We start from the raw sequence: 26,791 nt of genomic DNA on the forward strand, positions 1-26,791 counted from the left end.
ATCCGTGCTAAATCAGCCAACATGAGCAAACTCCCCGCGCGCGATGACATCCTTCAATGGATCGAGCAGAACCCAACCAAAACTTCGAAACGTGATATCGCCCGTGCCTTTGGCATTAAGGGCGCCGCGCGCATTGATCTCAAACGCATCTTGCGTGAACTCGAGGCCGACGGCCTCTTGCAAAAAGAAGGCAAACGGTTCCGCGATCCCGATGCTCTGCCACCTGTATCGGTCTTGACCGTCAACGCCCCTGATAGAGATGGTGATCTGACCGCCTGTCCGATGGAATGGAACGGCGAAGGCGACGCACCACTGATCCAACTCGTGATCAAATCGCCAGACCCCGCGCTGGGCGCTGGTGACCGCATTCTGGGCCGCCTGACCAAAACCGACGAAGGCTATGACGCGCGCCTTATTCGCAAGATCGGCAGCAATACAAAACCTCGCATTCTCGGCATCTACCGCACAGGTTCCGAGGGTGGCCGCGTCGTGCCCATCGACAAGGGGCAAGACCGCGAATGGATGGTGCTTGCACGTGACGCATTGGATGCGCGCGACGGACAATTGGTCGAGGCAGAACAATCTGGCCCCAAGGGCCGCATGGGCCTGCCACGCGCCCGTATCGTGACCGTGTTGGGTGATCCGTCTGCTGGCAAATCCGTCTCTTTGATTGCGATCCATCAGCACGGCATCCCCGATCATTTCCCCGATGACGTTGGGGCCGAGGCGGACGCCCAAAAACCTGCGGGCCTAAAGGGCCGCGAAGATCTGCGCGATTTGCCCCTCGTCACCATCGACCCATGGGACGCGCGCGACCATGACGACGCCTGCTATGCGCACGCGGATGACGATCCAAAAAACCCAGACGGCCATGTCATCTGGGTCTCGATTGCCGATGTTGCGCACCACGTCACCCCGGGTTCGGAATTGGACCGCGAGGCGCGCAAGCGCGGCAACTCGACCTATTTCCCTGACCGTGTGGTTCCGATGCTGCCAGACGTGTTGTCCGGCGATCTGTGTTCCCTGCACGAAGGTGTCGAACGCGCCTGTCTCGCTGTTCGGATGCAGGTCGACGCAGATGGTGCCAAGATTGCGCATACGTTCCACCGCGGCCTGATGAAATCGCCCGCTGCGCTAAATTACGAAGAAGTTCAGGCTGGCATGGACGGTGACCCCAACGACCGTGTTGCGGCCATGATGTCAGATGTGATCCGCCCGCTCTATGCGGCCTATGCTGCGCTTAAACGCGCGCGCGCAGATCGCCAGCCGCTCGAACTTGATCTGCCAGAGCGCCAGATCGAACTCGACGAAGATGGCACTGTAACGGCCGTAAATTTCAAAGACCGCCTCGACGCACACAAGCTGATCGAAGAATTTATGGTTCTCGCCAATGTTGCCGCGGCCGAGACACTAAGTGCCAAACAGACACCGCTGCTATTCCGCGTTCACGAAGAGCCCGGCCCCGAAAAGCTTGACGCATTGCGCGAAACCGCCGTTGCCAGCGGCCTGACACTTGCCAAGGGTCAGGTTCTCAAGACCGCGCATCTCAACCAATTGCTCAAAGCCGCTGCAGGCACCGAGAACGCAGAGCTGATCAACATCAGCACCCTGCGGTCCATGACCCAAGCTTACTATAATCGCGAAAACTTTGGTCACTTTGGCCTCGCGCTGCGGTCTTATGCGCATTTCACCTCGCCCATCCGCCGCTACGCCGACTTGATTGTGCACCGCGCGCTGATCTCTGCTCATGGATGGGGTGACGATGGCCTGACGCCTCAGGACATCGAAACGCTAGACGATACGGCCCAGCATATCTCGGACACTGAACGCCGCAGCATGACCGCAGAACGCGACACTACTGACCGTTATCTGGCGAGCTTTCTGTCAGACCGCTTGGGCGCCGATTTCACGGGCCGTGTGTCCGGCATCGCGCGCTTTGGCATCTTTGTGAAACTCGATGGCAACGGCGCGGATGGGTTGATACCCATGCGCAATATCGGGCGTGAATATTTTCACCATGATGCCGAAACCCAAACGCTGCGGGGTGCGGATACGGGCGTCGTGATCGGGCTTGGTCAACGGGCCAAGGTGCGCCTGTCCGAAGCGGTCCCTGTCACTGGTGGCCTTATGCTAGAGCTGTTGGAACTTGAGGATCGCAAGATCCCTCAGGGGTCAGGCCATCGGGGCAAGGGGCGCGGTAAACCGTCCGGCGGCGGCCCGCGTCGCAAGGCCAGCACTGCCAAAAAGAAGGCCGCGAAAACGGCACGCAAGGTCAAACGCACCCGCCGGTGACGGCGAACTATCGCACATCTGTTCGCGTGATTGTTTCCACTAAGGGGACAATCGCCTAGGCTGATCTCAGTCCAGTAGTGAAAGTTTGTGCCCATGCTCCGATTTCCTGCTCTCGTCCTTGCGTGCCTCTTGCCCATTGGTGCACAGGCCGCACCTGATACGGCGCCACGCCCTCAGGCCCGCATCACGCTGGCCCAAGCTGACGGATCCACTGCTGGTCTGGAACACTGGATCATCAATTTCCGTGCCCGCGCGATTTCCAAAGGGATCGAAGCCGCAACGCTCAACAGCGTCCTTCGAAATTTGACCTATGACAGAGACATCATTCGCCGCGACCGGAACCAATCAGAATTCACCAAAACGATTTGGGATTACCTCGACACGGCTGCGTCTGATCTGCGTGTAAAGAACGGGCAGGCGGCCTTGCGCAAACACGAGACGCTTTTGTCCGAGATCGAGACGCTCTATGGCGTCGACCGTCACATCGTTGTGGCGATCTGGGGTCTAGAAAGCAGCTATGGCGCCTTTCGCGGCAGCCAGCCGGTGATCCAGTCCCTCGCGACGCTGGCCTATGATGGTCGGCGCGGCGACTTCTTCGAAGAACAACTGATCGCCGCTCTGCGGATCCTGCAAACTGGCGACACGACAGCCCAAAACATGACTGGCAGCTGGGCTGGCGCCATGGGCCACACCCAATTTATCCCCACGTCCTACCTCGACTATGTGGTGGATTTTCGCGGCGATGGTGCGCGTGATATCTGGTCGGATGACCCAACTGACGCACTTGCTTCGACCGCCGCCTATCTCAAGGCATTCGGCTGGACCACGGGCCAACCGTGGGGTGTCGAGGTCACACTGCCGTCTGATTTTGACTACCTGAACGCCAACCGCGATATAGAAAAGCTGCCCTCTGTTTGGGCCGAAATGGGCGTCACAGGTACGGAGGGCCGAGCAGTTCCCGACCACGGCTCTGCTACGATCCTTTTGCCCGGAGGCGCGTCAGGGGCCGCGTTTATGATTTTTGGAAATTTCGAAACACTCGAACGCTATAACACCGCCGATGCCTACGTGATTGGTGTGGGCCATCTCGCCGACAGATTGCGTGGCGGGCCCGTCGTTCAGTCAAACTGGCCGCGTGATGACCGTGCCTTGACGGGGGACGAGCGGCGCGAGCTTCAACGCCGATTGACCGACGCAGGTTTCGACACCCAAGGCATCGACGCACGTATCGGCCCACTGACAATCAATGCGATCCGGCAATACCAGTTGTCGATCGAGCAAACACCAGACGGCTATGCACCGCCTCGGTTGCTAGAGAGACTGCGCCAGAACTAAGGGCGTTTAGCCGGTCGGACGCAGTTTCATCATCAGGTACTGATTGTATTTGATGAACTCGTCCCGATTGCGGGTTTGTTCGTTCAAACGCTGGTTCAAACGTGACCGTTTGCGTTCGTTCATCCCCAACCCGATCAGCTTGTGCAGCGCCCAACGGCTCTTGGGTTTGGCGATGGCCATCTCGTCATCAATCCGACCCAGCGCATAGCCCACAACGTTGAACATGCCCTGCTCGATTTCGACAGACGGCGCACAGGCGACCGTGATGTCTTCTTCGCTGACCACCTCAATCGGCATTGAGGCCAACGCCTCGCGGTACGCCCCGATCCGGTGGCCGCCACCGACCTTGGCGCGCATCTTTTCCACCGAATACTCTGGCGTGCGGAAACAGTCGCTGACAATGATCTCGCCACCCGGTGCCAGCATGCCCAAGCATTTGGGTAGGCTCTCGTCCAGCGGGATATATTGAAAGCTCTCTGAGAACAGACAGATATCGAATTTTTCGTCGCTCTCGAAATCTTCGAACACCATCTCGTGGACCGTCGCCTCGGGTGCATTGGCGCGGCAACGATCTGCCAACAGCGGCGATGGCACCACGATATCTACCGTGTGACCCAACGCGACCAGTTTCTTGGCGGTCTCGCCTGCGCCACCACCAATATCCAAAATTCGGCAGGGTTTGCTCGGCAACAGCTTGAACAGCTTAACGGTATAGGCCTCTTGCGCCTCGCGCAGATTGCCCGCCGTCACTTCGAGCCCCTCCCAATATCCGTAGTGCAGGTTTTCGAGGCCAGTCAGCCACTTCATGAGCTTGAGCCCGGCGTCCAGACCAATGGCCTGTGTGTTCATCTTGCGCTTTTCCATGCCGCACCGCTTAGCCCAAACAGGCCGGTTTGAGAAGAGACCTTAGAACTGGTCTTGTGGCTCGCAGTCCTGACCGCGCAAACACGATGTAACTCGTGCTGCCGTTTCGCGGTCTCTACCGTCAAAGCTCCACGTGGGGCAGGCCCCGACATCCAGCTGATATCCCGATGGGGACTGGCGCATGAACATCACAAACGGATGCCCCGATGCGATGCCGCCGCACCACGGCCCAGCACAGCCAATGTTGATCGAAACATCGGTTGCAAAATCATTCGAGAAACCTTCCAACCCCAAAGATTTGCCAGAAAATTGCGCTGGAATGGTCGTGCTGCGGTCGACCATTTGGTTTTCCACATCGACGCCACGTGGCATCAAACGGGTGTTAAACTGCAACTCTCCGCGTACGACAATATAGCGATCCTCGGACGCCTGTGCGGCCTTAAAGCTACGTGCGACATCGCTAGGCATGCACGACAACGCGTGCGCTGCTGGTGTCGTTGCCGCCACGACGGCCAGTGCCGCCAAAACCTGTTTCATCATATTCGATCTCCAAACGCTGCGAGGACCTGTTCATAGACCTCTCTCTTGAATGGGACGATATTGGGGACCAAATCCTTGGCAGCGAGCCATTGCCACGCTGAAAATTCTGGGTGCTCGGTCTCGATTGTCACATCCGCATCGGCCCCGTGAAATCGCATCAAATACCATTTCTGGCGCTGGCCGCGATACCGACCTTTCCACAGCTTTGGGATCAATTCATGGGGAAGATCGTAGGCAATCCATCCCTCGGTTTCGGCCTCAACAGTGACCATTGACGCGGGCAAGCCGGTTTCTTCTTCCAACTCGCGCAGGGCCGCGGCGCGTGGCTCTTCGCCTTTGTCGATCCCACCTTGTGGCATCTGCCACGCGGTTTGATCCGACCGTTTGTCGAGCCGCTGACCGACCCAGACGCCACCCTCGGAGTTGACCAACATCACACCCACATTGTCGCGGTAAGGCAGTTTGGCAATCTCGTCAGGGGTCATGGTCGCGCTCCGGTGTCTGAAAATAGAAAAAGGGCGGCCTGCATCACGCACGCCGCCCCATTTGAATGTTTTTACTGATCGCCCAGTGCGCTCAGACCTTTGAGGATGTCGATGGCATAGGCCAACTGATAGTCATCCTCGCGCAATTGAGCGGCAGCCTCGGCACGTGCGCGGTCCTCTTCCAACTGACGCAGCTCGTCTTCGGTAAAGCTGTCGTTGTTCAGGCTACCGCGCAGATCGGCCTCGGTGCGGCCGCGACGCTCTTCTTCGGCCTCGTCCTCGGCGTCCAGATCTGGACGTGGCTGTTCAACGATAATGTCAGGCGAGATGCCCAGCGCCTGAATAGATCGACCCGACGGCGTGTAATACCGTGCAGTGGTCAGGCGCATCGCACCATCGCCACGCAGCGGCATGACCGTTTGAACCGAACCCTTACCAAACGACTGGGTGCCCACGACAATTGCACGGCGGTGGTCTTGCAACGCACCAGCGACAATTTCAGAGGCCGAGGCCGAGCCACCATTGATCAGCACGACAATCGGTTTGCCGTTCGCCAAATCACCGGGGTTCGCATTGTAGCGGTCACTGTCTGCAGCCTCGCGGCCACGGGTCGAAACGATCTCGCCACTTTCCAAGAACGCGTCGGATACTCTGATCGCTTGGGTCAGCAAACCACCTGGGTTGTTGCGCAGATCCAGAACGATACCGTTCACGTTCTCCATGCCACCCGCAGTTTCGATCTGCTCGGCCAAACCAGAGCTGAGGTTCGGATAGGTCTGGTCGTTGAACGTCGTGACGCGCAAGACAACCGTGTCGCCCTCTGTCCGTGTCCGCACAGCGGTCAATTTGATCGTGTCGCGGATAATGCTGACATCAAACGGCTCGTCTTCGCCTTCGCGCACAACCGTGATGATGATCTCGGATCCAACCGGACCGCGCATCAATTCGACAGCGTCATCCAGCGTCAGACCCAAGACGTTCTCGCCATCCACTGCGGTGATAAAATCACCAGCCAAAATTCCGGCCGCGTCGGCAGGTGTGCCATCAATTGGCGAAACGACTTTGACAAAGCCTTCTTCTTGGGTGACTTCGATCCCGAGACCGCCAAATTCGCCACGGGTCTGGACGCGCATATCGGCGGCATCCTCGGGCGACAGATAACTGGAATGCGGGTCCAGCGACGACAGCATCCCGTCAATCGCGGCCTCGATCAGATCGGCCTCATCCACGTCTTCGACATACTGCTGGCGGATCCGCTCAAAGATATTTCCGAACAAATCCAACTGCTCGTAGACGTTCGAATTCGACGTTTCTTGTGCCAACAGGGGGCCGGCCACTTGGGTTGTCGCCACCAATCCGGCCAGTGCGCCACCCGCAGCGGTCATCACAAACTTCTTCATCTCTGCACTTCCTCATCCAGCGCGAACCATGCCGCGGGGTCTATCGGACCTTGTCCGTTTCTCAACTCTATATAAAGCGTTTCTGACGCAGAGGTGCCAGCGCCATGCGCCGGATTGGTAAAATTCGTGTCAACTTGGCCGTCTTCGCCGCCCATCAGGCCCACGGGCGCCCCTGCTGGCAACACTTCGCCTATATCGGGATAGACCTCGGCCAAACCCGATAGGATCAAAAGATGATCGGGCAACGGCTCGAGAATCACCACATTGCCCAAATCCAGCAATGGACCCACATGGCGCACAGTTGCGGCCATTGGCGATGTGACCAGCGCGCGGGGGCGTGTTGCCATGATCGTGCCTGGGCGGATGATACCAGCCGCATCCGCCTCGCCAGCATAGCGTAGGACCAATCCCGCCACTGGGCTGGGCAATTGGCCGAACGCCAAGCTGTCGGTCGGCGCCGTATCGCCCAATGGCTGCGCCACGAGCGCGCTGGCAAAGGCATCTAACGTTTCGCTGCTGGCAATCAACAACGCGGTCTGTTCTGAGTCTTCGATAAATTTGCGGGGCAGGTCGGTGCGGTCGGACATCGCTGTCCGCAACGTCACCCGCGCTTGTTGTGCTCCAGTCAAACCGTCAACCAAAGTCGCCGCTGCGTTAGCCTGAATATCACGTAAGATCATGACCTCTTCCAGCTCCAATCGCAGCGCCTCGGCCCGTGCCTGCAACCCCTGCGTCACCTCGGACAACATCATGCCGGACCTCGCGGTCCCCGTGGGCCCTGTCGGATGCAACAACAACAACGGCGTGGGCGCACGGCTAAGCGTGGATAATACACCCAGCAACTGTGCGACATCCTCGCGGCGTGTCTCTAAGTCAGCGCTGATCGCCTGTTCCTGAATGGCCGCCTGACGCATCCCTGTGCGCAACGCGGCCAATCCGTCTTCGTAGGCATGCACGGTTTTGGTCAACGCCGCGACGCGGTCTTGGGCATCCTTGGCATCCGCCAACAAAAACCCAGCGGCGTTCAATTGCTCGACAGCGTCCATTGCGGCGGCCGCAGGATTCTGCGCCTGAACTGCACCTGTCAGTGCCAGCCATATGATCGCCGCGCGCCACATCAATCGATCAGGCTCTTGCCCGTCATTTCCGCGGGCTGTGCGACGTTCATCAACTGCAACAGCGTTGGCGCCAAATCGGCCAAACGTCCGTCATGCAAGGTCGCACCATTGGGGCCATTGTACAGCGCGACAGGCACAAGGTTGGTCGTGTGCGCCGTGTGTGGCCCACCCGTGTCGGGGTCGATCATCACCTCGCAATTTCCGTGATCCGCAGTAACGATCATTGCACCACCGACGGCATCCAGTGCCTCGACAACACGCGCCAATCCACGATCAACGGCCTCACAGGCTGCAGTCGCTGCATCCAGATCGCCGGTGTGCCCCACCATGTCTGGGTTGGCAAAATTGGTGACGATCAGATCATAGCCATCGGCAATCGCGGCGACGAATGCATCTGACACTTCGGCCGACGACATCTCGGGCTGCAGATCATATGTCGCAACCTTGGGCGACTTGGGCATCAACCGATCTTCGCCTTCCTCGGCGACCTCTTTGCCGCCGTTCAGGAAGAACGTGACATGCGGGTATTTTTCGGTTTCGGCCAAACGGTATTGGCGCAGGCCCTGCTTTGCAACCCATTCGCCCAGCGTATTGACGATAACCTCTTTGGGAAACGCCACGCCCAGATAGGCATCTGCATCCTTTGAATAGCTGACCATCCCGAGCGCGGCACCCAATGTAGGCCGCCCTGTGATGTCAAAATCACCAAAGGTCGGATCGGCAATCGCCGCCATAATCTCGCGGGCACGGTCGGCGCGGAAATTCAGGCAGAACACACCATCGCCTTCGGCAATGCCCTCGTATCCGTCAATCACAGTTGCGGGGATAAATTCGTCCGTCACATCCGCCGCATAGGCGTTCGCCACAACATCCACAGCCGATGGCGTAGATGGGCCGCGACCCATGACCATCGCGTCATAGGCGGTCTGAACCCGTTCCCAACGGGTGTCCCGGTCCAGCGCATAATACCGCCCCGTCACCGACCCGATCCGCGCACCGTCCGGCATCGCTGCGACGAGTTCGGCCATGAACGCATCTGCAGACGATGGCGCCACATCGCGCCCATCTGTGATGGCGTGCAGCACGACCGGAACCCCAGCAGCGACCACCGCATCGACCGCTGCAATGACGTGGGCGATATGCCCATGTACGCCGCCGTCAGACACAACGCCCATCAAATGGGCGGTACCGCCCTTGGTCTTCATCGTGTTGATGAATTCGGCAATCGCGGGTTTGTCACCCAGCACATCATTTTCGATCGCCAGATCAATTTGGCCCAGCGTCATAGCCACAACACGACCTGCACCAATGTTCGTATGTCCAACCTCAGAATTGCCCATCTGACCCGTCGGCAATCCGACATCCGGCCCATGTGTGATCAGCTTGGCAATTGGTCCCGCCGCCATGATCGCATCAAACGTCGGCGTCTTGGCCAACACAGGCGCGTTGCCAACATCCGTCTTGCTGATCCCCCAACCATCTAGAATGCACAGAACAACGGGCTTTGGGGTGATCATAGAACAGGTTCCTCTTTGTTTGGGGCCTTTTACGCCACATCGCGACGCGGCAAAACCGCCAATCCGTCAAGCGCGATGATACGGCGATCCCGACAGGATCGACGCTGCGCGATACATCTGCTCTGACAGCATCACGCGTGCCAGCATATGCGGCCATACCATCTTGCCAAAGCTTAGTTTGAAATCTGCCCGCGCGCGCAGGCTAGGGTCAATTCCGTCCGCCCCACCAATGACAAAGGCGAGGTCCGAACAACCGTCGTCCCGCCAGTCACCGATCCGGCGTGCAAAGTCGGGCGAAGTCATCACTGTTCCGCGTTCGTCCATGCAGCAGATGACACAGTTCTTGGGTAAAATGCGCTCTAACAGTTGGGCTTCGGCGCTCATGCCGCCACCCTTCTTGTCTTCGACCTCGTGCACAGACAACGGTCCGAGCCCCAAGGCCCGGCCCGTCCGATCAAATCGTGTTGAATAGTCGTCTATCAAATCGCGCTCGGGGCCAGCCCGCAGACGGCCCACCGCGCAGATATGAACACGCATCAGTCAGCCGATGCGGCATCCGCAGGGGCCTGCCACATTTTCTCCAGCTGGTAGAACTCGCGCACTTCGGGGCGGAATACGTGAACGATCACATCGCCTGTGTCGATCAGCACCCAGTCACCACCGCTTTTGCCTTCGATCTTGGAAAAGATCCCAAACTCGGATTTGACCTTGTCGGTCAGCTTTTCAGCGATCGCTGACACCTGACGTGTCGAACGGCCCGAGCAGATGATCATGTAGTCACCCATTTCGGATTTACCGCGCAGATCGATCTGCACGATGTCTTCGGCTTTGTCGGCTTCAAGTGAGGTTAGGATTTCAGCAAGAAGCGTTTCGCTTGTTGCGGCCCGTGTGCCAGTCATCAGTGCGGCACTCTCAGCAGCTTGAACTGCATCTTTGGTAAGAGACAGGACATTGTCCTCCTTAAAATACGTCACCAAGACCCTGACGCTGGGCATAGATCAAACTAACACTGGCTTTGGGACGTTTCAACCATGTGGCACAGTGGGACGCTGCGTTGCGGCATAGACGCAACGCACTCTCGCAAATTACTCCGATTTCTCAGGTTAGTCGCCGGTGGCCATCAGCTTGAACCCCAACGCGCTGTCCCAATGCACAAACGTTGCCTGACAGCGAAAGCCGTTCTTGTTGTAGTCCCGCATGTTGCGCCGGAACGTCGTGAACGCCTCGTTGTAGTCTTTCTTTGCGCGAAATTCGGGCACCAAACGGTTCAGCATGATGAACACAGTCTTGCGTGTGATGCGGCAGAACTCGTCAACCAAATCCATCCAATCGTCCGGGTGGCAGTAGTGCTCAATCGCATGGAAACACATAGTGTAGTCATACGACTTGTCATCAAACGGGTAGGGGGTCTTTCCTGCATCAAAGATCGTCATCGGCAGATCAATCGCCTCGCAAATCGGGCGGTACGGCCAGTCTGCGTTGTCGATCGGTAGACCAAAATCATCCTCTTGGCGCACAAATGTCTTGTCGTTCAGCTTGCGAAACTGTCTCATTTCTTCGCCGTTCCGCTTGGACACCATGTTGGCATAGTCGCTGCCCATGACGTTGTGACCATAGTGGCGCAAAACCTCGAGCATCCCACCATGCGCTGCCGACAACTCTAAAACATCGTGGCTCGGCCCTTGCATCAACTCAGGCATATAGAGCTGCACGCGGTTCCAACAGCGGCGGATATTACGCTCGCGGTTAGTGTATTTCTTTTGCAGCTCGTCGACGCGGGCCTGATCCTCAGGCGCAATCACATAAGGCGTCAGCAACTCAGCAGGCGGCTCGTCCCCAAACAAGTCCAGCGTGTCCGCCTTGATCCGCTCTTGCTTGATCATGCGGCGTGTCTTGATACCTTTGATATTGCGAACGTCTGGTAACATGCGACTTGCTACGGTCTTCAAACTCACTGTCCAGCTTGTTTCAAAACTCTTATGGTTGCGTAAACAAGCTGACGATCAAACTATTGAACGATTGTGATTAGAATACGGCATTGTTGCCAATTGCGAAGCAGTTCAGGAGCCCGAACATGCACCACGCCTCTTGCCTCTGCGGTGCCGTCACTTTTGAAGTCACCGGCGATCTGCCCTGTGGCGATGGATGTCACTGCGTAAACTGCCGCAAATCAACCGGACACTTTCTCGCGTCCGTCGACCTCCCCCGCAACCGTGTCACAATCACGGGCGAGGACAACGTCACATGGTACCATTCCTCTAAAAAGGTCCGCCGCGGATTTTTCAAAAAATGCGGCGCGACCCTGTTTTTTGATCCGCTGTTTCAGGACTGGATTGGCCTGTCGCTGGGCGCCTTTGATGGCCCCACCAACACAACGTTGAACCTCTACACCTACACCGCACAAAAGGGCGACTACTACGAGCTAGAGGATCACATCGAACAACACCTCGAGCCGCCGGTGGGTTAGTCAGACGCTGCGGCCTTGGCACCCAGATCTGGCATCCCGTCGCCGTCACCCATCTCATCACCCAACATCCGAACTTCGCGTTGCGGGAATGGGATAGAGATACCGTTTTCCTGAAACGTGTCCCACAGGGCGAGATAGACGTTGCCGCGGATATTGGTCAGACCTCCGGTTGGGTCTTTGATCCAGAACCGCAGGATGTAGTCTACGCTGCTGTCACCGAAACCGACGATGTGACAGACCGCCGGACGAGTTGCCAAAACACGGTCGACCCCTTTGGCGGCTTCGATTGCCAACTTGCGCACATCGTGCGGATTGTCGTCATAGGCCGTGCCAAAATAGATATCGAGCCGGACAAAATCGTTGGAATGCGACCAGTTCACCACCTGACCTGTGATCAGGTCTTCGTTCGGGATCAGATATTCCTTGCCGTTGCGGGTGACCACACTGACATAGCGCGCGCCCAGTGAATTGATCCAACCAAACGTCTTACCCAGCGAAATCACGTCGCCTGGCTTAATCGATTTGTCCAACAAAATGATGATGCCGGACACGAGGTTCGACACGACTTTTTGCAGGCCAAAGCCCAGACCAATACCAATCGCACCCGACAGCACCGCGAGGCCTGTTAGGTCAAAACCGATAGACTTTAGACCGATAAAAAACGCGGCACCAAACAGCAGAACCTGTAGGAACTTGACCAACAGCACGCGCATCGACGGGCTGATATCTTCGTTCTTTTGAATGCGCGCGGCGCTGGTTTGTGACAAAAACCGAGCGCCAAAAAACAGCGCACCCAAAATAACGGCGGCTTGCAGCAGCAGCAGCACAGAAATCCGTGTGTCGCCGACCTCGACTGCGGCGCTATCCAGCACCTGTTCTGCCTCGGGCAACAGCCCGACAATGTTCAACGTCACCCACGCCCATGCGCCATAGCGAACGAGCGTCCGGATGAACGAATTGCCGATCAGACGGGTGGCAAAGATGATGAACAGCCACGCGGTCGCAAGGTTTCCGATCACCGTCAGAAGATAGCTGCGTGATGGCCACGTGTATTCACGCAGGGCAACAACGGTCAGCCAGATCAGAATCACAAAAAAGATGGGCCTCAGGCGTTGATTGCTCAACACGAACAGGCGCAGCCGCCACTTGGGCCAGCCTTCTTTTCCGCGCACCCAATCGACCAGCTTTGGCCCCAGCCACATTCGCAGCAGGTGTGCGACCACGAACAACGCCAATGCAATCGCAATCTGATAGGCGTTCCACGGTCGAAACAGCGATGTCATGAACACTTCGGCCCGCTCGAACAGGCTTAGTCCGAGTTCGGCAAATTCGGCACTGGTGTCCAACGTGTCTTGCGTGGCCCCCTCAGCGGCGGTCTCGGTCGATCGTTCGAGTGTGGTTTCTTCTGGCCCCATATGGTCGAGTGTGCCCTGCCGCGCTGATATGATGCAAGCAGACTTGCGAGATCGGGCGCGGCCCTATATCTGATGATCGCATGACACCTTGTTTTCATATGGATGACCGCGCCCGATTGCGCGAACGCTTCTACAAAGAAGCGATGATGCTGCGCTTTCAGCTATGATCTTTTGCGTCCCGTGACGCATGAGCCTCATTCGACTTTTCAACACCGCCACCAAAAGGGAGAGGACCCCATGTCCCCCAAAACGCTTTATGATAAAATCTGGGATGCCCACGTCGCCCACGAGGCTGACGACGGCACCTGCCTTCTCTACATTGACCGTCACCTCGTCCACGAAGTGACTTCGCCTCAGGCCTTTGAAGGTTTGCGCATGACAGGCCGCACCGTGCGTGCACCTGAAAAAACCATTGCTGTTCCGGACCACAACGTGCCGACAACACTGGACCGTGCTGACGCTCAGACAATGACCGAAGACAGCCGTATTCAGGTCGCAGCTCTTGATGAGAATGCCAAGGAATTTGGCCTGCACTACTATCCAGTGTCCGACGTCCGTCAGGGCATCGTGCACATTGTCGGCCCCGAGCAAGGCTGGACCCTGCCGGGTATGACCGTTGTGTGCGGCGACAGCCACACAGCGACACACGGTGCATTCGGCGCATTGGCCCACGGCATCGGTACATCCGAGGTCGAGCACGTGCTTGCCACTCAGACGCTGATCCAGAAGAAATCCAAAAACATGAAGGTCGAGATCACCGGCAAACTTGCCCCCGGTGTGACCGCCAAAGACATCACAATGGCCGTCATTGGCGCTACGGGCACAGCCGGCGGCACCGGCTACGTCATCGAGTATTGCGGCGAAGCGATCCGCGACTTGTCGATGGAAGGCCGCATGACCGTCTGCAACATGGCGATCGAAGGCGGCGCACGCGCGGGCCTGATCGCACCGGACGAGAAGACTTTTGAATACTGCAACGGTCGCCCGCACGCCCCCAAAGGCGCTGCTTGGGAGGCCGCCATTTCATGGTGGAAAACACTCTACTCTGACGACGATGCCGATTGGGATCTCGTTCTCACGCTCAAAGGCGAAGACATCGCACCGCTCGTCACATGGGGCACATCGCCCGAGGATGTACTGCCGATCACAGCCACAGTGCCATCGCCTGACAGCTTTGAAGGCGGCAAGGTCGAGGCTGCTCAGCGCGCCATCGACTATATGGGCCTGACAGCTGGTCAAAAACTGACAGACATCGAAATCGACACGGTGTTCATCGGTTCCTGCACAAACGGCCGCATCGAAGACCTGCGCGCCGCCGCTTCGATCCTCAAAGGCAAAAAGATCAAAGACGGTCTGCGTGCCATGGTCGTGCCGGGTTCGGGTCTCGTCCGCGCCCAAGCCGAAGAAGAAGGCCTTGCCAATATCTTCAAAGAGGCAGGCTTTGAATGGCGCCTCGCAGGGTGTTCAATGTGCCTCGCGATGAACCCTGACCAGCTGGCGCCCGGCGAACGCTGTGCGGCCACATCGAACCGCAACTTTGAGGGTCGCCAAGGCTACAAAGGTCGCACGCACCTCGTGTCACCTGGCATGGCCGCAGCGGCAGCCCTTACTGGTCACCTGACCGACGTTCGGGATGTGATGTAATGCATCGCCGCGGGTTTCTGCAAATGCTCGGGCGCGCGCTCGCCGCACCTCTCTTGCCCAAAGTGTCCGTCGCAACCGCGTCGCGCGCTGCCTATCCGACAGGTGCAATGCGTATTGCGATGGCATCCGCCACGTCGCGGGTGAACTTTTTGGTCTTCTCGCTGGCGCAACAGCTTGGCCTCCAATTGGGTCAAGCCGAGCAGCTGATGCGCGATATGTCAGACAAGGGTATTCTCGGCCCACTTCAGGGCACGACCCAATCTGGCCGTTGGGCACGCAGCACAATCTGGAGCCGTGCTGAGGCTGACGCTTTGGCGGCTCGCAAGATTGCGCAGCAGAAAAAGACACAGAGCCAAACCAAATCCCGCACCAAAAAATCGGGTCCAAAAACGGACACATCCGATGCACCTGATGCGATCGAAAACACGACAGCACCGTGGGCCGATCTACGCCCGATGCTCGCGCACCTCTATAATATGTGTCGCGCTCAGGGCATGACGCCCCACCCACGCTGCATCGCATTGGCCACCGGATGACTGTTTTCTTTTCAGAAAATGGACCTAACACCACCACGCAACGCGCGGTGCCTCTGAAATTACGCAAGTTACGTAATTCAGAAGCAAAAAATCGCAAATTACACAAAATTTCGACCCACGGCGGCGCGGATCAAAATCCCGACGCTTCGAAAGGACACTAGATATGGAAAAGTTCACCACACTCTCGGGGATCGCAGCACCAATGCCGCTTCTGAATATCGACACCGATATGATCATCCCCAAGCAGTTTTTGAAAACGATCAAACGGTCTGGCCTCGGTGCTAACCTGTTTGATGAAATGCGCTTTGATCGCGAAGGCAACGAGATCTCTGATTTTGTGCTCAACCAATCTGCTTACCGCTCGGCCGAGATCCTTGTCGCTGGCGACAACTTTGGCTGCGGTTCGTCACGCGAACACGCCCCTTGGGCACTGTTGGACTTTGGTGTGCGCTGCGTCGTCTCCACCAGCTTTGCAGATATCTTTTACAATAACTGCTTTAAGAACGGCATCTTGCCGATCGTGCTGCCTGCTGAACAGGTCGCTGTCTTGATGAAGGACGCGGAAAAAGGTGCAAACGCGCGCATCGCTGTGGATCTTGAGGCTCAGACAGTTTCGTCATCTGACGGCGAAGTGTTCTCGTTCGAGGTCGACAGCCACAAGAAGCATTGCTTGCTGAATGGTCTCGACGACATCGGCCAGACTTTGGAAAAGGTCACTGCGATCGACAGCTTTGAGGCAACTGCGTCCCAAGCCCGTCCTTGGGTCTAGGCCTTCCGCACATAGGTGGGCTGCGGTCTTGAGCCGTGCGCCACCACCGTACTCTATGGGCCCGGCACATTTGTCGGGCCTTAATTTTGTGTAAGCGCAAAATCTTGCAAATTGGGCCCGTATTGGACTTGGTTGGTCTGTCCGAGCGTTGCGGATACCCGATCTCAACTTTTGCAAGCGTGCACAATAGTTAACACAATTGCCGGGCATTTCAGCGCTTGTTTAGTAGCCGCTGCCGCACACCCCACATCATTTAGTAGTCGCACGCGATACCGTCACACTGCCGCCTAGCAATGGTTGCATTCGCGCACCACCCCAGTCGCAAAACAGCCCCACTTTTTTCATTAATTTTAACAATAGCTTGTGGCGTTTAGTGAAAGTAGGCAAAATTTGGTCAAGATTGAGGCAACCCGTCATAAAGATGGGGATCAAGTTGGGACAAGGGCGCGGCATCGTATCGCATCCGTCCATTTTGAGGGTAAGAACGCAGTGTTTTCACGGCTCACAGGCGCCATCGTGCGCGCAATTCTTGTGGTTTTGCTTGTTGCAATGCCATCGCTCCTATTGCCATTCGCGTCGTCGGATACGACGCAAACGGTCACATTGGTTGCGATCTTTGCTGCGGCGTTCACTCTGTTTGAATACGGATCGACTTATCCCAGCCTTGTTGAATTCCGCGATGCGCCGCCCTTTAATCGCATCCGCTACTTGGCCTTATTTACAACGGTTTTGCTGCTGACGCTTATTGCGCGTGGCGCAGTTGACCCAACCAAGATGACGATGCTGCTTAGCGCAATTGGCACATTGATCGGCCAGTCCATCGACTTTCCCTACTCACCTGTACGTTTGGTTGTACTCATGATGCCATCCGATACGGACGCCGCGCTCGTGGGGCAGATCCGGACCGCTGCGGGTCTGAGCTATCTCATTTCGCTGATCTCGCTTGCGGTCTTCCTGATCTGCCTGCGCTTGGGCGGTTGGCCAAACCGTGGCAGCACATTTAACGTCTGGGTGAACCTACCCACCTTTGACCCAACAGCGGGTTCCGACGTTGTTGAGCGCCTCAACCGCGATGGCCGCGTTAACATTATCTTAGGATTTCTGCTGCCATTCATTATCCCGACGTTCATGAAACTCGCCGCCGACCTCTTCGATCCCATCACTTTGGGTAATTCGCAGACGATGATTTGGACGATGACAGCATGGGCGTTCTTACCGGCCAGTCTCTTCATGCGCGGTATTGCGATGGGGCGTGTGGCGCAAATGATCAGCGACAAGCGGCGCCAAACCTACGCCGCAGCAAAACGCGATGGTGCCTTGGTACCTGCGTAATCCTAAGTCTTTTTCTAGCTTCAGGGCCGCGTGCAGACACTCTGCGTGTGGCCCTTTTCACATCTGACCTGTCACGTGATGGTCCGGGGTTGCTGTTGCAGGATATTCGCAAAGTGGATGATCCTCAGATCACTGCAACGATTGATATTTTGGTTGAGGTTTCGCCTGACATCGTGGTTCTTGCGGGCTTTGACTATGACCATGGCGGCACTGCTCTTGGGGCGTTTTCTGACGCGCCGAACGATGCAGGGCTTGATCTGGGGCACCGGTATGCCGCGCATCCTAATTCTGGTTTAATGACCGATCTCGATTCGGACGGAAACGACCGCTTTGGAGAACCCCGTGATGCCCAAGGATACGGCACTTTCAGTGGGGACAACGGCATGGCCATTCTGTCGCGATGGGCCGTAGTATCTGAGCAGGCCAAGGACTTTTCAGATCTGGTGTGGCGGGACATTCCCAACGCGAACCTGCCGATCGTTGATGGCGCCCTGTTCCCTAATTCCAAGGTCTATGAGGTGCAGAGGTTGTCGAGTACGGCCCATTGGGACGTGCCAGTAGCGTTGCCGAACGGGCAGGTGCTGCACTTGTTGACGCACTATGCGACGCCACCTGTTTTTGACGGACCCGAGGATCGAAACGGGCGACGTAATGCAGACGAGTTGGGCTTCTGGTCGCACTACCTAACAGGGGCAATGGGGCCTGCGCCAACGACACATTATGTCTTGCCGCCTATCATCGCTGCCATTCGTCTCGCCGAGCCCGGGATCGCCATTGAACTGGTGCCCTCTGACGAGAGTGAAAACCTGCTGTTCCGAGAGGCAGACATTGCATTGCGAATGTACCGCCCGACCCAGCTTGATGTGGTGACGCAGCATATTGGCGACATGGCGTTGGGGTTGTTTGGCAGTCGCGACTATTTGGCGCGAACCACGAAACCAGAGAGCCTAGAAGACATGATGGCGCTCGATCTGGTTGGCCATGACCGCGAAGAGCGGTTGATCCATGGCCTTCGCGAACGTGGGTTTGATGCGACGCGCGATTGGTTCAAGACACGGGTCGATAATCCGGCAGTCTATTGGGAATTGGTTCGCGCGGGCTGCGGTGTGGGCTTTACCCTATCCAAGGTCGGACGCGCCGACCCTGATATGATCGAAATTCCAACTGGTATCGAGATTGAACCGCTGCCTCTTTGGCTGACCAGTCACGAGGCGATGCGCCACACTCCACGGATTCGCAGGGTCTGGACGTTATTGGCTGAACAGCTCGTCCAAGTGATCCGCGACGACGCCAAAACTTGACCCTGAGGCTGCGTCGGTTTACCCCGCGTGCAACACACATCAGGAGCGCAGATCATGTCTAACCCATCCCTACTTATTCTCGCTGGCGACGGCATCGGCGCTGAGGTCATGACCGAAGTCCGCAAGGTTATCGATTGGGTCGGGACCAACAAGGGTCTGACTTTTGATGTCAGCGAAGATTTGGTCGGCGGCGCAGCTTATGACGCGCATGGAACACCACTGCATGACGACACGATGGCCAAGGCCCAAGAAGTCGACGCAGTCCTGCTTGGTGCCGTTGGTGGACCTGCCTACGATGATCTGGACTTTAGCGTTAAGCCCGAGCGTGGCCTCTTGCGGTTGCGCAAGGAAATGGACCTGTTCGCGAACCTGCGCCCAGCTCAATGTTTTGACGCGCTCGCTGATTTCTCGTCGCTCAAGCGTGACATCGTATCTGGTCTCGACATCATGATCGTGCGCGAACTGACCTCGGGCAGCTATTTTGGCGAACCGCGCGGCATCCACATCGAAGACAACCAGCGCGTAGGCATCAACACCCAGCGCTATACCGAAGCCGAAATCGACCGTGTTGCGCGGTCTGCATTCGAGCTGGCCCGCCGTCGCGGCAACAAGGTCTGTTCGATGGAAAAAGCCAACGTCATGGAGAGCGGTATCCTGTGGCGCGACGTCGTCACCGAATTGCACGCTGCAGACTATGCTGACGTTGAACTGTCCCACATGTATGCCGACAACGGCGCGATGCAGCTGGTACGCGCACCCAAACAGTTTGATGTGATCCTGACCGACAATCTCTTTGGTGACATCCTGTCGGATTGCGCCGCGATGTTGACTGGCTCGCTTGGCATGTTGCCATCTGCATCTTTGGGTGCTCCGATGGCCAACGGCCGTCCCAAAGCGCTCTATGAACCCGTCCACGGTTCCGCCCCAGACATTGCAGGTCAGGGCAAAGCGAACCCATCCGCTTGTATTCTTAGCTTTGCAATGGCGCTGCGCTATTCGTTCGACCAGGGCGATCTGGCGACCCAACTCGAAGCCGCAGTGGAAAAGGTTCTGGCAGACGGCACCCGCACTGGTGACCTGATGCAGGCTAGCGACGGCACACCGGCAACCACGACTGAAATGGGCGATGCAGTCATCGCAGAATTGGCCGCATTCTAATTCCGGATTTGACGGAAAATTAAGGTTCATCATCGAGACCGGTCATTAGATTGACGGGTCTAGGTGAAATGAAAAGCGGCAACCGAAAAATACTACATGCTCTGTTGAAAGAGATGGAACCCGTGTCTGCAGTCCGCAGTCACGGACCGGAAATCGTGTTGCGGCTCATTGCCCCGACGATTGACGAGATGCAGCGCGTTCCGTTGTCAAAACGGTTAGACGACCTTCTTGTCGCGCGGCAAACACTGGTCGAAGGGATCGATGTCCACCTCGATCAGATTGGCCCCCTTGCGCAGGCCGAGGATTTTCGAAAAACCGCGCGATTTGCCGGTCATGTGATCCTTGCGATGCATGGCCAGTTTGTTAACCTTTATGCGCAACGCGCACCGATCAGCGTGCCAGCGGCGGCAAAACTGTTGGCGCAGGTTACCGATGAAATGACCCCCTCGATCGTTGCAGTTATCGAATGCCTGCGCGATGTCTACGAGGCCGCGAACCGTCATACTAACCAAGAAGAAGCAAAGGCCCTGACGGCGGGCCTGCATAGTGTGTCGCGTGTCGGTCAAGAGATCCAAACCATTGCCATCAATGCCGCGATCGAAGATGCACGAGCTGGGCCAGCTGGGCGAGGCTTTGCCATCATTAGCCAAGAAACTCGCGGGTTGTCCAAAACGTCCGAGATCTCGCTTGAGGCATTAAATGCACTGTTGGGGCGTGACAGCGCCGCGTGAGAGCAGTAACCGTTTCACCGTCTGCAAGAGGGTGACCCGATGACAGCGAACGTACGCGGCGCGATTTTTGCGCTTTTGGCTTTTGGTGTTTTTTCGACACACGACGTGTTTGTCAAAATATTGGGCGGGATTTATTCTCCGATCCAGATCGTCTTCTTTTCGGTCCTGCTTAGCTTCCCTCTCGCAACAGTGATGATGATGCGCGACGCGACGCCCGGCACGCTTTTGCCGCGGCATCCTTGGTGGATGGCTGCCCGTACGGTGGCCGCAACGGCAACAGGTGTGACCGCGTTCTACGCATTCTCGGTCCTGCCTTTGGCGCAAACCTATACGATCCTCTTTGCGATGCCGCTGTTGATCACGATCTTGTCGATCCCGGTCTTGGGCGAAACTGTGCGCTTGCGTCGTTGGATCGCGGTGCTCGTCGGTCTTGCTGGCGTCATCATCGTTCTACAGCCGGGATCGACGCCTTTGAGTCTTGGACACGCAGCGGCCTTGGTGGCTGCGGTTGGTGGTTCGGTTGCTTCGATCGTAGTGCGCAAGATCGGCCAAGATGAACGCAAGGTTGTTCTGCTGATCTATCCGATGTGTGCAAACTTTGCGGTGATGGGGTGTGCATTGCCGTTCGTGTACCGCGAAATGCCAATCGAACATTTTGGAATGCTGGCGGTGATTGCGCTCTTTGCGTGGATCGCGGGCCGTCTGATTGTCGAAGCGTACCAAGCTGGCGAAGCTGTCATCGTCGCCCCAATGCAGTATTCGCAAATTCTATGGGCCACGGGGTTTGGCATTCTGTTCTTTGGTGAAAGACCCAGCCTGAACACGATGATCGGTGCAGCCGTGATCATCGGTAGCGGTCTCTATATTGTCCTACGTGAGAGCAGTTCTGACGCCTCGGAAACAACGCCTGTGCTGCGCACGCGCAGTCGGGTCGAAACAGGCACGAGCCTGCGCATCGGTCCTGTCCTTCGGATGCGCGCTGGGCGCTCAAAACCCGACTAGGCGATTGCGTTGGCCCGTTTGGTCCGGCGCACTGATGTCACAAAGGCCGCGATAAAAATGATGGTTAGGATCAGAATGATTGTTGGTGCAGGCGCGCTGTCGATCCAAAAGCTGAGATAAACCCCCAGCACACCAGCGATCAGCGTGACAATCGTTGCGGTCCACATCATTCGCTCAAAACTGCGGACTAAAAGAAACGCAATTGCCCCCGGTGCGATCAACAAACCGATGGTTAGGATGATCCCAACGGCGGCAAGGGTCGCCACAATCGTCAGGCTTAGCATCGCGAGCAGGCCGTAATGCAGCCACGCAACAGGCAGGCCAACCGCACGTGCTTGGCCGGGATCAAAGGCATGCAACAACAGGTCCTTGCGCCGTGCAATCAGCAGCCCGCCGACAATCACCGCAATGATACCAGCGGTCCATAGATCGTCAGCGCCAACGCCCAACATGTTTCCAAACAGAATGTGGTCCAGATGCACGTCCGAACTGATCTTGGTGTACATAACCAGCCCTAGACCGAACATGCCCGAGAACACGACGCCCATGACGGTATCCTGCTTCACACGGCTGTTGTCCGACAAATATCCCGTCGCAAGCGAACATATCATCCCTGCAACAAACGCCCCGACCAGCAACGGTATCCCCACGATATAGGCCAAAACGATCCCAGGCAGGACAGCGTGGCTGACAGCGTCGCCCATCAACGACCACCCCTTGAGAACCAAGATACACGATAACATCGCAGTTGGTGGCGAGATGATGATCGCGATCAGGAACGCACGCTGCATGAACTCGAATTGAAAGGGCAACAACAATGTGTCGATCATACTGCGCCCTCGATCGCTGCACGGGCGCGGCGGCGTGCGGCCAGCATTCCGTGCTTGGGTGCTAGGAAAAACGCCGCCAGAAAAATTGCCGTCTGGAGGCAGACGATTACGCCGCCAGTGGCCCCATCGAGAAAGAAACTGATGTAGGCCCCGACAAAGCTGGTGCCTGCGCCCAACGCAATCGACAGCATCAGCAAACGAGGAAACCGGTCAGTCAACAGATAGGCCGTGGCGCCGGGTGTGACGACCATCGCAATGACCAAGAACGCGCCCACCGTTTGCAGCGCGGCAACACATGACGCCGAGAGCAGAGTAAAAAAGAGAACCCGTAGTAGGTCCGGGCGCAGACCAATAGAGCGCGCGTGGTTTTCATCAAAGAACGCAACCATGAGGTCGCGCCATTTCAGCGTCAGGATCGCGAGCGAGACACAGCCGATGATTGCCAATTGGATCGTGTCGTAGGGTGTGATCGACAGGATGTTGCCCAGTGTGATCGTTTGCACGTCGACCGCCGTTGGCGACACCGAAACCATGAACAGACCGAGCCCGAAAAACGATGTGAAAATCAGACCGATGATGGCGTCTTCTTTGAGGCCTGTTCGTTGGTTGAGAAACAACATTGCGCCCGCGGCCAGTCCGCCCGCCGCAAAAGCACCTAGCGCGAAAGGCAGGCCCAGCATGTACGCGCCCGCGACACCCGGTACGATCGAATGGCTCAGCGCGTCACCGATCAACGACCACCCTTTTAGCATCAGATAGGCGGACAGGAACGCGCAAACACCCCCGACCAAGGCCGAGACCCACATCGCATTCACCATATAGGAATAGCCGAACGGAAGCAGCAGGGTGTCAATCATCGCGGCGCTGGTCCCCGTAGATGACAAACGGTTTCTCGTCATCTGTGATGACGCGGATCTGGCGACTGTCGTCATCGTCATGCAGGTCAGAACCACCCAGAACAAAGTGCCTGAGCACGCCACCAAAGGCTGTCTCGAGGTTCTCTTGGGTAAACGTTGTTTCTGTAGGGCCCGAGGCGATCACCGTACCTTTGACCAGAACTGTTCTGTCGCAAAACTCGGGCACAGATCCGAGGTTGTGGGTCGACACCAGCATCACGCGCCCTTCGGCCCGCAGACTGCGGAGTAGGTCAATAATGGCGTCTTCGGTTTGAACGTCGACGCCTGTGAACGGTTCGTCCAGCAGAATGACTTTGCCGTCTTGGGCTAGTGCACGAGCGAGGAAAACACGTTTGCGTTGGCCGCCTGACAATTCGCCGATTTGCCGGTCGCGAAAGTCGGACATGCCGACGCGCGCCAATGCATCTGTCACTGCATCCTGATCGGCTTGTTTGGGGTGGCGCAGAAAATTCATATGGCCGTAGCGCCCCATCATCACGACATCTTCGACCAGTACGGGGAACGACCAATCGACTTCTTCGGCTTGCGGCACGTAGGCCACGAAATTCTTCTTTAGCGCGTCGCGCACCGGCATTCCGAGCACGCGAATGTCGCCTGCAGCAACTGGAACGAACCCCATAATCGCTTTGAACAGGGTCGATTTTCCCGCACCGTTTACACCGACGAGGGCTGTAATAGTGCCTGTCGGAATTTCGAAACTCGTCTCACGCAGAGCGGTATGACCATTGCGGTACGTAACCGCAACATCCCGTGCAGTGATCCCTGATCCCGGCATCTAGTTTTCCGTCAGGCCGGCGGCCACGGTCTGGGATGTGACACGCAAGAGATCGAGGTAGGTGGGAACGAGGCCGTCCGCTTTGGTCAGGCTGTCCACATACAAAATACCGCCGAACGCAGCACCTGTTTCACGAGCGACCTGCTCGGCGGGGCGCGATGAAACGGTGCTCTCGCAGAACACCACCGAAATGTCATTGTCGCGCACACCGTCGATGACTTTGCGGACCTGTTGGGGGGTGCCGGTTTGGTCAGCATTCATCGGCCAGAGGTAGAGTTCTTTCATCCCGAAATCACGGATCAGATAGCTGAACGCACCTTCGCATGTGACCAGCCAACGGTTGTTCTCGGGGATGCTTTGTACCGCAGCACGCAACGGTGCAATCGTCGCCGTCAGCTCGGCTTTGTAGGCGATTGCATTGTTCGCATAAGTCAATGCATTCACAGGGTCATTGGCGGCAAAGGCGATAGCGATGTTGTCGATGTAGACCAGCGCGTTGTCGAGGCTCATCCACGCATGCGGGTTGGGTTTGCCGTTGTATTCACCTTCGGAAATGCTGATCGGGTCGATCCCGTCGGTCAGGGTCGCGCTCGGCACGTCATCAAGGTTTGATAGGAACTGTTCAAACCAAAGCTCTAGGTTCAGCCCGTTCCAAAGGATCAAGTCAGCGTCCTGCGCGCGCAAAATATCGCGCGGGGTCGGGTCATAGCCGTGGATCTCGGCGCCGGGGCGCGTGATCGACACGACATCGGCCGCGTCGCCAGCAACATTCGAGGCCATATCTGCGATAACAGTAAAGGTCGTGATGACCTTCATGCGGTCTTGGGCCGCAGCGGGCAGGGCACTAAGAGCTAGAATGAGGGCTGCAATGAAGCGGCTTAGGGACATGGGATCTCCAAATGAGTCTCTTTTGCGAAGTGTTCGCAACTAACACTCATCATAATTGCGAATGAGTTGCAAGTAGCGCGCATAGGAGTCGCGTCAATCAACACGTTTTGGCCCTTAGTCTTAGTGTGAGCTCCCGTATCTCTAAACGACATGTAACGCGTGACGCGCGGCCGCACAGTCACTTGCTTCCACGCGACGGGCATGCAACGTCGGTAGCAACAAAAGGAGACGCCATGTCGCTCGGGATATTCATGCTCGTGCTCGCCTATGTACTGAGCCAATTTTACCGCGCTTTTCTGGCGGTTCTGTCTCCTGTTCTGGGGGCCGAGCTTGGCGCTGGTCCCGAGGATCTGTCCTTTGCATCAGGCCTGTGGTTCCTCACATTTGCGATCATGCAGCTGCCGGTGGGCTGGGCGTTGGATACGATCGGGCCGCGCAAAACGGCGGCCACTCTCTTTGTATTTGGTGGTGCGGGTGGGGCGTTGGTTTTTGCCGTGGCGACCACACCAATGCACATCAACATCGCAATGGTTCTAATCGGTATCGGATGTTCGCCTGTTCTCATGGCGTCGTATTTCATTTTTGCGCGGACCTATCCGGCAGCAGTTTTTGCCACGATGGCAGCGTTTGTGATTGGTGTGGGATCGTTGGGCAACATCGCTGGGTCCGCCCCGATGGCGTGGGCTGTCGAAGCATTCGGCTGGCGCGAAACGATGTTTGGGCTGGCATTGGTCTCCGCAGCGATTGCCGTGGCCGTTTGGTTTTCAGTGAACGACCCCGAACGTGTCGAGACAGATGCCAAAGGCAGCGTTTTCGACCTGCTAAAAATTCCTGCGTTGTGGTTCATTTTCCCGATGATGTTTGTGAACTATGCGCCCGCGGCTGGTCTGCGCGGACTGTGGATCGGGCCCTATATGTCTGACATCTTTGGGGCTGATGCCGCGCGGATCGGCACCGCGACGCTGGTCATGGCGCTGGCGATGGTGGTCGGCAATTTTGTCTATGGCCCGTTGGACCGTATTTTCGGAACGCGCAAATGGGTCATCTTTGTCGGCAATGCGATTGGTGTTACTGCGTGTTTCGCGCTCTGGTCATTTGACAATTCCAGCATTTGGACCGCGACCTTTTGGTTTGCCGCTGTGGGGTTCTGTGGCGGATCATTCCCCGTCATGATCGCCCACTCTAAAACATTCTTTCCCGCCCATCTGACGGGGCGGGGTGTCACGCTATTGAACCTCTTTGGTATTGGTGGCGCCGGGTTGATGCAGGTGATTACAGGGCGAATTTACGCGGCCAAACTCTCTGAATCGGGCAGCCCTGCGGTGGCGTATGACACGCTGTTTTTGTTCTTTGGCTTGCTGGTTTGTGCCGGTCTGGCTATCTACGCCTTCTCTCAGGATCGAATGGACTAGGGTTCGCTCTTTCAAATCGCGACCAATGGGGCTACATGCACGGTGTTCTTTAACCTTAGGAGA

General features: G+C 57.0%; 26 protein-coding genes. 12 read left to right on the forward strand and 14 right to left on the reverse strand.

Going from position 1 to position 26,791, the window contains the following annotated elements:
* The first annotated feature begins 21 nt into the window (after positions 1-21).
* Together rnr and TR2A62_RS13230 are read left to right on the forward strand one after the other, a co-directional pair.
* The gene (rnr, locus tag TR2A62_RS13225; protein WP_009157374.1) at positions 22-2,292 is read left to right on the forward strand and encodes a ribonuclease R; all 2,271 of its coding nucleotides are present in this window, start codon (positions 22-24) and stop codon (positions 2,290-2,292) included.
* A gap of 93 nt (positions 2,293-2,385) precedes the next feature.
* On the forward strand, positions 2,386-3,627 hold the full coding sequence (locus TR2A62_RS13230; RefSeq protein WP_009158390.1) for a lytic murein transglycosylase: 1,242 nt from the start codon (positions 2,386-2,388) through the stop codon (positions 3,625-3,627).
* A 6-nt stretch (positions 3,628-3,633) separates the two neighbouring features.
* On the opposite strand, the gene TR2A62_RS13235 is transcribed toward TR2A62_RS13230, so the two are convergent.
* From TR2A62_RS13235 to TR2A62_RS13275, 9 genes are all read right to left on the reverse strand, one after another.
* Positions 3,634-4,491, reverse strand: coding sequence for a trans-aconitate 2-methyltransferase (locus TR2A62_RS13235; protein WP_009160864.1), 858 nt, complete (start codon positions 4,489-4,491; stop codon positions 3,634-3,636).
* 42 nt (positions 4,492-4,533) lie between these two features.
* Positions 4,534-5,031: a hypothetical protein gene (locus TR2A62_RS13240; protein ID WP_009158162.1), complete on the reverse strand. Its 498-nt coding sequence runs from the start codon at positions 5,029-5,031 to the stop codon at positions 4,534-4,536.
* Entirely contained in the window at positions 5,028-5,516 is a 489-nt protein-coding gene (locus TR2A62_RS13245) for an RNA pyrophosphohydrolase (RefSeq protein ID WP_009158779.1), read from the reverse strand. The genes TR2A62_RS13240 and TR2A62_RS13245 overlap by 4 nt, the downstream gene beginning before the upstream one ends.
* Before the next feature lie 71 nt (positions 5,517-5,587).
* On the reverse strand, positions 5,588-6,916 hold the full coding sequence (locus tag TR2A62_RS13250) for a S41 family peptidase (RefSeq protein ID WP_009159389.1): 1,329 nt from the start codon (positions 6,914-6,916) through the stop codon (positions 5,588-5,590).
* Positions 6,913-8,034, reverse strand: coding sequence for a murein hydrolase activator EnvC (locus tag TR2A62_RS13255; protein WP_009160845.1), 1,122 nt, complete (start codon positions 8,032-8,034; stop codon positions 6,913-6,915). Before TR2A62_RS13255 ends, TR2A62_RS13250 begins: the two co-directional genes overlap by 4 nt.
* The gene (gene gpmI / locus TR2A62_RS13260) at positions 8,034-9,551 is read right to left on the reverse strand and encodes a 2,3-bisphosphoglycerate-independent phosphoglycerate mutase (RefSeq protein ID WP_009157948.1); all 1,518 of its coding nucleotides are present in this window, start codon (positions 9,549-9,551) and stop codon (positions 8,034-8,036) included. The genes TR2A62_RS13255 and gpmI overlap by 1 nt, the downstream gene beginning before the upstream one ends.
* A 66-nt stretch (positions 9,552-9,617) precedes the next feature.
* Positions 9,618-10,088, reverse strand: a complete 471-nt coding sequence (gene rlmH / locus TR2A62_RS13265; RefSeq protein WP_009160774.1) for a 23S rRNA (pseudouridine(1915)-N(3))-methyltransferase RlmH — start codon at positions 10,086-10,088, stop codon at positions 9,618-9,620.
* Positions 10,088-10,546 carry a ribosome silencing factor gene (gene rsfS, locus TR2A62_RS13270; RefSeq protein WP_083791069.1) on the reverse strand — a complete coding sequence of 153 codons (459 nt, stop codon included), beginning with the start codon at positions 10,544-10,546 and terminating at the stop codon, positions 10,088-10,090. The genes rlmH and rsfS overlap by 1 nt, the downstream gene beginning before the upstream one ends.
* A gap of 108 nt (positions 10,547-10,654) precedes the next feature.
* Positions 10,655-11,479 carry a class I SAM-dependent methyltransferase gene (locus TR2A62_RS13275; protein WP_009158197.1) on the reverse strand — a complete coding sequence of 275 codons (825 nt, stop codon included), beginning with the start codon at positions 11,477-11,479 and terminating at the stop codon, positions 10,655-10,657.
* Positions 11,480-11,625: 146 nt separating this feature from the next.
* On the opposite strand from TR2A62_RS13275, the gene TR2A62_RS13280 reads away from it, so the two are divergent.
* Entirely contained in the window at positions 11,626-12,018 is a 393-nt protein-coding gene (locus TR2A62_RS13280; protein WP_009160492.1) for a GFA family protein, read from the forward strand.
* On the opposite strand, the gene TR2A62_RS13285 is transcribed toward TR2A62_RS13280, so the two are convergent.
* Positions 12,015-13,433 (reverse strand): mechanosensitive ion channel family protein, encoded by a 1,419-nt coding sequence (locus tag TR2A62_RS13285; protein WP_009157425.1) that lies wholly within the window; start codon positions 13,431-13,433, stop codon positions 12,015-12,017. The two genes, TR2A62_RS13280 and TR2A62_RS13285, sit on opposite strands and share 4 nt — an antisense overlap.
* Positions 13,434-13,670: 237 nt before the next feature.
* Here TR2A62_RS13285 and leuC point away from each other — a divergent pair, with 237 nt between their 5' ends.
* From leuC to TR2A62_RS13330, 8 genes are all read left to right on the forward strand, one after another.
* A complete protein-coding gene (gene leuC / locus TR2A62_RS13290) occupies positions 13,671-15,077 on the forward strand; it encodes a 3-isopropylmalate dehydratase large subunit (RefSeq protein ID WP_009159718.1) in 1,407 nt (468 codons plus the stop codon).
* Entirely contained in the window at positions 15,077-15,613 is a 537-nt protein-coding gene (locus TR2A62_RS13295) for a hypothetical protein (protein WP_009160547.1), read from the forward strand. The genes leuC and TR2A62_RS13295 overlap by 1 nt, the downstream gene beginning before the upstream one ends.
* A gap of 163 nt (positions 15,614-15,776) precedes the next feature.
* Positions 15,777-16,382 (forward strand): 3-isopropylmalate dehydratase small subunit, encoded by a 606-nt coding sequence (leuD, locus tag TR2A62_RS13300; RefSeq protein WP_009160348.1) that lies wholly within the window; start codon positions 15,777-15,779, stop codon positions 16,380-16,382.
* A gap of 489 nt (positions 16,383-16,871) precedes the next feature.
* Positions 16,872-17,714, forward strand: a complete 843-nt coding sequence (locus tag TR2A62_RS13305; RefSeq protein ID WP_009159837.1) for a hypothetical protein — start codon at positions 16,872-16,874, stop codon at positions 17,712-17,714.
* A gap of 47 nt (positions 17,715-17,761) precedes the next feature.
* Positions 17,762-19,015 carry a substrate-binding domain-containing protein gene (locus tag TR2A62_RS17725; RefSeq protein ID WP_009158309.1) on the forward strand — a complete coding sequence of 418 codons (1,254 nt, stop codon included), beginning with the start codon at positions 17,762-17,764 and terminating at the stop codon, positions 19,013-19,015.
* Between the two features lie 54 nt (positions 19,016-19,069).
* Positions 19,070-20,173: a 3-isopropylmalate dehydrogenase gene (gene leuB / locus TR2A62_RS13320; protein WP_009157788.1), complete on the forward strand. Its 1,104-nt coding sequence runs from the start codon at positions 19,070-19,072 to the stop codon at positions 20,171-20,173.
* Between the two features lie 68 nt (positions 20,174-20,241).
* Positions 20,242-20,904, forward strand: coding sequence for a methyl-accepting chemotaxis protein (locus TR2A62_RS13325; RefSeq protein WP_150103493.1), 663 nt, complete (start codon positions 20,242-20,244; stop codon positions 20,902-20,904).
* Positions 20,905-20,943: 39 nt separating this feature from the next.
* Complete coding sequence (locus tag TR2A62_RS13330) at positions 20,944-21,906, forward strand: DMT family transporter (RefSeq protein WP_009158856.1); 963 nt, start codon at positions 20,944-20,946, stop codon at positions 21,904-21,906.
* Here the strand turns inward: TR2A62_RS13330 and TR2A62_RS13335 are convergent.
* The 4 genes from TR2A62_RS13335 to TR2A62_RS18550 are packed head-to-tail and all read right to left on the reverse strand — an operon-like array spanning position 21,903 to position 25,316.
* A complete protein-coding gene (locus tag TR2A62_RS13335) occupies positions 21,903-22,736 on the reverse strand; it encodes a metal ABC transporter permease (protein WP_009158552.1) in 834 nt (277 codons plus the stop codon). The two genes, TR2A62_RS13330 and TR2A62_RS13335, sit on opposite strands and share 4 nt — an antisense overlap.
* Positions 22,733-23,593, reverse strand: a complete 861-nt coding sequence (locus TR2A62_RS13340; RefSeq protein ID WP_009160357.1) for a metal ABC transporter permease — start codon at positions 23,591-23,593, stop codon at positions 22,733-22,735. Before TR2A62_RS13340 ends, TR2A62_RS13335 begins: the two co-directional genes overlap by 4 nt.
* On the reverse strand, positions 23,586-24,428 hold the full coding sequence (locus TR2A62_RS18545) for a manganese/iron ABC transporter ATP-binding protein (RefSeq protein ID WP_009159161.1): 843 nt from the start codon (positions 24,426-24,428) through the stop codon (positions 23,586-23,588). The genes TR2A62_RS13340 and TR2A62_RS18545 overlap by 8 nt, the downstream gene beginning before the upstream one ends.
* The gene (locus TR2A62_RS18550; protein WP_009158680.1) at positions 24,429-25,316 is read right to left on the reverse strand and encodes a metal ABC transporter substrate-binding protein; all 888 of its coding nucleotides are present in this window, start codon (positions 25,314-25,316) and stop codon (positions 24,429-24,431) included. It abuts the gene before it with no gap.
* A gap of 233 nt (positions 25,317-25,549) precedes the next feature.
* On the opposite strand from TR2A62_RS18550, the gene TR2A62_RS13355 reads away from it, so the two are divergent.
* Positions 25,550-26,728, forward strand: a complete 1,179-nt coding sequence (locus TR2A62_RS13355) for an MFS transporter (RefSeq protein WP_009158025.1) — start codon at positions 25,550-25,552, stop codon at positions 26,726-26,728.
* The last annotated feature ends 63 nt before the right edge of the window (positions 26,729-26,791 follow it).

It is taken from the genome of Thalassobium sp. R2A62, assembly GCF_000161835.1.
In the GTDB taxonomy this organism is placed as follows: Bacteria; Pseudomonadota; Alphaproteobacteria; order Rhodobacterales; family Rhodobacteraceae; genus Thalassobium.